The organism is Mesorhizobium sp., from assembly GCF_005063415.1.
In the GTDB taxonomy this organism is placed as follows: Bacteria; Pseudomonadota; Alphaproteobacteria; order Rhizobiales; family Rhizobiaceae; genus Mesorhizobium.
The window spans coordinates 1-5,680 of sequence record NZ_SUEG01000110.1 but is presented as its reverse complement, the minus strand read 5'-3'; the positions used below and the strand labels follow the sequence as shown (position 1 = coordinate 5,680).

Here is a 5,680-nt window from a genome sequence, read left to right as displayed (position 1 = left end):
GCCTTGGCGACTGTTTCCGAGCCGTCGGCATCGAGCTGATGCGCAAGCCGCTGAAGCCGGCGCAATTGAGGGCGTTGCTGGCACATCTGCTGGCTTGAACTGGTCGTATCTTCCCAGCGCACGGGTCACCGTATTCCAGCCATTACTTGTGCCTAGGCGGTAATTCAGATGAAGCAGATTCACTTCTTCGCGCTAAAGGACGATCTTCTTCCCGTATTGGAAGCAGTAGAACGTGAAATTTCGATAAAATACATCCTCATGGGTCATTTTCCCGAGACGGAATTCGGCTCTTTTAGCAATAGAATGCAAATTCCAGCTCTTGGGCAATCAACCACTGAATCGGCTTCTAGCGGTCGATCATTTCTTGTCACTGGCCACGCTGTGCCCATTGAGGTGAGGCCGATAAAAACACCTTCCGGCACCCGGTATTCGCTAGATCAGCTTAGCAATCCGGACACAGTAACTTTTTCCCCTGGTGGGCGATGGACTGAAGATGTTGTGATAAATGGCCGCGTGGCAACGGTCTCCGACACGCCGCTTGCTCAGGAGCTAATGAAGACTTTTAATAGAGCATTCAAAAAGCAATTTAGTAAAATTAAAGCATTCTACGTTGGACCGGGGGCCGCCATTTTACTAGACGCGGGAAAGCGGCTAACTGCTGCAGAGCAATCGCCGCGTGAATTTGATCTGACTAGAGAGGCGCGGGTTGCTTAGCTGGTGTAGGGAACGTGAGAGCCGTGGCTAGTCTAGTCCGATTGCGGTGACACGAGTGCGGTCGACTACGGTGACAGTGCGCTTTTTTGGCGAGCGCTCTCAAAACCCCGCATGGTCCCGAAACAGCTCGGCATTGTCGAGCTTCGAGACCTCGATCACCGCCTGGGTGCGGCTGTAGACGTTGAGCTTGCGCAGGATTTCGGAGACATGCGCCTTGACGGTGGTCTCGCCGACCTGCAGCTCATAGGCGATCTGCTTGTTGAGCAGGCCCTGGCGCAGCATCTGCAACACTTTGAGCTGCTGCGGCGTCAGCGTGGCCAGGCGCTGCACCATCTCGGCGCGGTCGGTGCTGTTGGCGTCGGGCGGCCGGCCCTCATAGCTCCCAGGAACATAGATCGCGCCTTCCATCACCGAGCGGATGGCCGCCGCAAGGTCGCTCTTGCGCGCCGATTTCGGGATGAAGCCTGCCGCACCATAGGACAGCGCCTCGGAAATGATCTTCGGTTCCTCATAGCCGGAGACGATGACCACCGGCAGGCGCGGATAACGCGTCCTGAGCTGCAGCAGTCCGTCGAAGCCATGCACGTCGGGCATACTGAGATCGAGCAGCGCCAGGTCGAACGGCTTGGCATCCGTCAGAAGCTCGAGCGCCTCGGCAATAGAGCGCGCCTCCACCGTGTCGACCTCCGGATAGGCCATCTGCACGGCGCTGTGCAGCGCCTCGCGAAACAGCGGATGGTCGTCAATGATCAGGAACCTGGCGCGATCGGTCATCAGCTTCATTTCGGTTTGGTCTGGCCTAGAATAGTCCTGCAACCATGGCCAGTTTATTGGCAAATAGTACATTGCCATCCTGGCTTGCTAAAGCAGAATGTGCCCATGATTTCCGCGGCGCCATGCGACAGGCCTGGCCCTTCCGCCATCCAATGCCTTGCCCGTCCGCCCAAATCGGCCGAATGTGCCGCGGACAGATCCGCTGAACAGAGACAGTGCATGACCGGCTTCGTCCTTCCCCTGCCCGCAACCCCGTCGGTGGCCGTGTCCGGCTCGCCGGAGCGTTTTGCGGTGCGCCGGATCTTCTGCGTTGGCCGCAACTACGCCGCCCATGCCCGCGAACTCGGCAATGACGAGCGCGACCCGCCCTTCTTCTTCACCAAGCCGGGGGACGCAGTGGTCGACGCGGCAGTCGGTTCGGGCACGACGATCCCCTACCCGCCGCTGACCCAAAACCTGCATCACGAAATCGAGCTGGTCGTCGCGATCGGCAGAGCCGGCTTTCGCATACCGCGCGAGCGCGCGCTGGACCATGTCTGGGGTTACGGCGTCGGCGTCGACCTGACCCGCCGCGACCTTCAGGACGAGGCGAAAAAGGCGGCAAGGCCGTGGGACTGGTCGAAAGCCTTCGACCGCTCAGCGCCCTGCGGCCCGCTGGTCCCGGCGCAAAAATCCGGTCATCCCGAAAAGGGTCGCGTCTGGCTCGCGGTCGACGGCGAGATCAGGCAGGACGGCGACCTCGCCGAACTGATCTGGCCGGTTCCCGACATCGTCTCGATTTGCAGCGAGGCGGTAGAACTTCTGCCCGGCGACCTGATCTTCACCGGAACGCCGGCCGGCGTCGGCGCCGTTGGGCCGGGCGAAAAGATCACCGGTGGCGTCGACGGCATCGGCGAAATCGAACTGACCATCGGCCAACCGAGCCCCATGATCCGATGAGCGACATCGTCCTCCATAACTACTACCGCTCCTCGACCTCTTACCGGGTGCGGATCGCGCTGGAGATGAAGGGCCTGGCCTACGAGTACGTGCCGCATCATTTGCGCCATGGCGAACATCGGGAGCCCGCCTACCTCGCGGTTAATCCACAAGGGCTGGTGCCGGCGCTGGTCCTGGGCGATGGCACGCTGCTGACGCAATCGCTGGCGATCATCGAATATCTCGACGAGACCACGCCTGAGCCGCCGCTGCTGCCCAAGGATGCGCCTGGCCGCGCCCGCGTCAGAATGCTGGCGCAGATGATCGCCTGCGACATTCATCCGGTGAACAATCTGCGCGTGCTGACCTCGCTGCGCACACTGTTCGGCGCTGGCGACCAGGATGTCGTCAACTGGTTCCGGCACTGGGTCAACGAAGGCTTCCAGCCGCTTGAAAAGATTCTGGCTTCCGCGCCCGAGACCAAGACATTCTGCCATGGCGACACGCCGGGGCTGGCCGACATCTGCCTGGTCGCACAGGTCACCAGCAATGCCCGCTTCGGCGTCGACATGACGCCCTACCCGACCATCGCGCGCATCAACGCCGCCTGCATGGCGCTGCCGGCGTTCCAGAGGGCCGCGCCGGAGAACCAGATCGATGCCGAATAGCCGCAAATTGCGTGAAGTGATGAGGAACTGCCAATGAAAGCCGTCGTCTTCGAAAAATTTGGCGAGGCGCCGACGATCCAGACCGTGCCGGATCCGACGCCTTCGCCGGAAGGCGTCGTCATCAAGGTCGAGGCGACCGGGCTTTGCCGCAGCGACTGGCATGGGTGGATGGGCCATGACGAAGGCATCCGCCTGCCGCATGTGCCAGGCCACGAACTGGCCGGCGTCGTGGTCTCCGCAGGCAACCAGGTGACCCGCTGGAAGGGCGGTGAGCGTGTCACCGTGCCGTTTGCCGTCGGCTGCGGCCGCTGCTTCGAATGCACCTCGGGCAACCACCAGGTCTGCGAGCATCAGTTCCAGCCCGGCTTCACCGCCTGGGGATCGTTCGCCGAATATGTCGCCATCGACCATGCCGACACCAATCTCGTGCGCTTGCCGGACGAGATGGAATTCGCCACTGCCGCCAGCCTCGGCTGCCGTTTCGTTACCTCGTTCCGCGCCATCGTCGACCAGGGCCGCGTGACCCCAGGCGAATGGGTGGCCGTGCATGGCTGCGGCGGCGTCGGCCTGTCGGCGATCATGATCGCCAGCGCCATGGGCGCCAATGTCGTCGCCATCGACCTCACCGACGAGAAGCTGGACTTCGCCAAAAAGATCGGCGCGGTGGCGACGATCAACGCGGCGAAGACGCCGAACGTGGTCAAGGCGGTCAAGCAGATCACCAATGGCGGCGCGCATATGTCGATGGACGCGCTCGGCCACCCCAGTACCTCGTTCAATTCGATCGCGAACCTGCGCCGCCGCGGGCGCCACGTGCAGGTCGGCCTGATACTCGGCGAGCATGCCAGGCCGCAGATACCGATGGACAAAGTGATCGCCTTCGAGCTCGAGATCCGCGGCAGCCATGGCATGCAGGCCTTCCGCTATCAGGCGATGATGGAGATGATCCGCACCGGCAAGCTTAAACCCGAACTGCTGGTCGGCAAGAAGATCAGCCTCGAAGAGGCGCCGGCCGCATTGATGGCGATGGGCGGCTTCGAAGGCATCGGCATCGGCGTGGTGACCCGATTCTAGATCAGCGACCCGACCCTGGATTAGCGGAGAAAGGCGCAGACCTCCCGCACGCAGGCGCGTAACCAACGCTGCGCCGGATCGGCGTCGAGCCGCGGATGCCAGAGCATCGAGATCGTGACCTCGGCAACATCGACCGGCAACGGGAAGCTGTACATGCATGCGCGCGCGCCTTGCGTGTGCCGTTCGGGGACGCTGGCGATCAGATCGGAGGCGCGCGCCATGGCGAGCGTGGCCGAGAAGCTGGAAACCATGCACGCAATCGTCCGCTGGAGACCCAGCAGTTTCAAGGCCTCGTCGATCGGGCCTCTTTCGCGGCCACGCCGCGAAACGCTGATGTGGCGGCCGGCGGCATAGCCTTCCGGCGTCACAAGGCCCTCGCTCAGTCTATGTCCCGTTCGCACCGCACCGATGAAGTGGTCGCGAAACAGCGCCTGAATGCGCATTTCAGGGCTCGTTTCACCGGCAACCCCGATTTCGAGATCAATCCCAGCGTCGCGCAGCGCCACGTCGTTCTTGTCGGATTTCGGCGCAAAACGCAGCCGCACGCCGGGCGCGTCCGCTTCGATGCGGGCGACAAGACGCGGCGCGAACTCCTCAACGAAGCTTTCATTGGCGCGCAGTGTGAAGACCTTGTCGAGGCCGGAGAGCTCAAGGAGCCTGGCCGGGCGGAGGAGTGCCTCCGCATCCTGCACGACACGGCCCACTTGTTGCTGCAATTCGAGCGCGCGCGGCGTCGCAACCAGGCCACGGCCGGCCCGGACAAGCAACGGATCGCCTGTCGCCTGGCGCAACCGCGCCAACGTCCGGCTCATCGCCGAGGGACTGAGGCGCAGCCGCCCGGCGGCACGCGCCACGCTGCCCTCGCTCAGCAGCACATCGAGGGCGACAAGCAGATTGAGATCGGGCGACGACATGGAAGGACCGTAGCACGGTTCAATCCTGACGTGGCGTTCAATGCACGAATAAAATGCAAATGCTGCGCCTTCCGCCACATCAAGCCGGGGAATAGCTTGCGGCAGCTCCGATCCTGGGGCTGCCGGCAAAGGAGTTCACCTTGGCATCGATCGCTGAAAAGACTTGGAACGAAGTTGCCCCGGTGAGCGCCCGCTCGGCCCGATGGGCATTGGCAAGCCTGTCGCTTTCCACGCTGCTGTCCTCGCTCGCCACCAGCATCGCCAGCGTCGGGCTGCCGTCGCTGATGCAGGCGTTCGGCGCATCGTTCCAGCTCGTGCAATGGGTCGTTCTTGCCTATCTGCTCGCCATCACCACCTTGATCGTCAGCGCCGGGCGGCTCGCCGATATATTCGGCCGCCGCCCGCTATTGCTCGGCGGCATTGCCCTTTTCACCTTCGCATCGGTGCTTTGCGGGCTCGCGCCGACGCTCTGGCTGCTGATCGCCGCAAGGGCGGCACAGGGGCTCGGCGCGGCCGTCATGATGGCTCTGACGCTGGCCTTTGTCGCGGATACGGTCCCCCGGGAAAATACCGCAAGGATCAGCGCCGCCACTACCAGGGCCGTCGCGACCTGGAAAG

7 protein-coding genes are annotated in these 5,680 nt (G+C 62.8%); 5 read left to right on the top strand and 2 right to left on the bottom strand.

The genetic code is table 11. The features are described from left to right. Window positions 1–168: 168 nt before the first annotated feature. Complete coding sequence (locus E5W70_RS23550) at window positions 169–714, top strand: hypothetical protein (protein WP_292662958.1); 546 nt, start codon at window positions 169–171, stop codon at window positions 712–714. A gap of 99 nt (window positions 715–813) precedes the next feature. Here the strand turns inward: E5W70_RS23550 and E5W70_RS23545 are convergent, their stop codons facing one another. Continuing rightward, the gene (locus E5W70_RS23545; protein ID WP_292662956.1) at window positions 814–1,497 is read right to left on the bottom strand and encodes a response regulator transcription factor; all 684 of its coding nucleotides are present in this window, start codon (window positions 1,495–1,497) and stop codon (window positions 814–816) included. 210 nt (window positions 1,498–1,707) lie between these two features. Here E5W70_RS23545 and E5W70_RS23540 point away from each other — a divergent pair, with 210 nt between their 5' ends. Genes E5W70_RS23540 through E5W70_RS23530 form a run of 3 tightly spaced genes read left to right on the top strand, consistent with a single transcriptional unit; the run spans window position 1,708 to window position 4,148 of the window. Next, entirely contained in the window at window positions 1,708–2,427 is a 720-nt protein-coding gene (locus E5W70_RS23540; RefSeq protein WP_292662954.1) for a fumarylacetoacetate hydrolase family protein, read from the top strand. Continuing rightward, on the top strand, window positions 2,424–3,074 hold the full coding sequence (maiA, locus tag E5W70_RS23535) for a maleylacetoacetate isomerase (protein ID WP_292662952.1): 651 nt from the start codon (window positions 2,424–2,426) through the stop codon (window positions 3,072–3,074). Before E5W70_RS23540 ends, maiA begins: the two co-directional genes overlap by 4 nt. Before the next feature lie 33 nt (window positions 3,075–3,107). Then, complete coding sequence (locus E5W70_RS23530; protein ID WP_292662949.1) at window positions 3,108–4,148, top strand: zinc-dependent alcohol dehydrogenase family protein; 1,041 nt, start codon at window positions 3,108–3,110, stop codon at window positions 4,146–4,148. Window positions 4,149–4,168: 20 nt separating this feature from the next. Here E5W70_RS23530 and E5W70_RS23525 read toward each other — a convergent pair whose 3' ends face one another. Then, window positions 4,169–5,062, bottom strand: coding sequence for a LysR family transcriptional regulator (locus E5W70_RS23525; RefSeq protein WP_292662948.1), 894 nt, complete (start codon window positions 5,060–5,062; stop codon window positions 4,169–4,171). A 140-nt stretch (window positions 5,063–5,202) separates the two neighbouring features. Here E5W70_RS23525 and E5W70_RS23520 point away from each other — a divergent pair. Continuing rightward, on the top strand, window positions 5,203–5,680 hold a 478-nt coding region (locus E5W70_RS23520; RefSeq protein ID WP_292662946.1), incomplete at its 3' end, for an MFS transporter.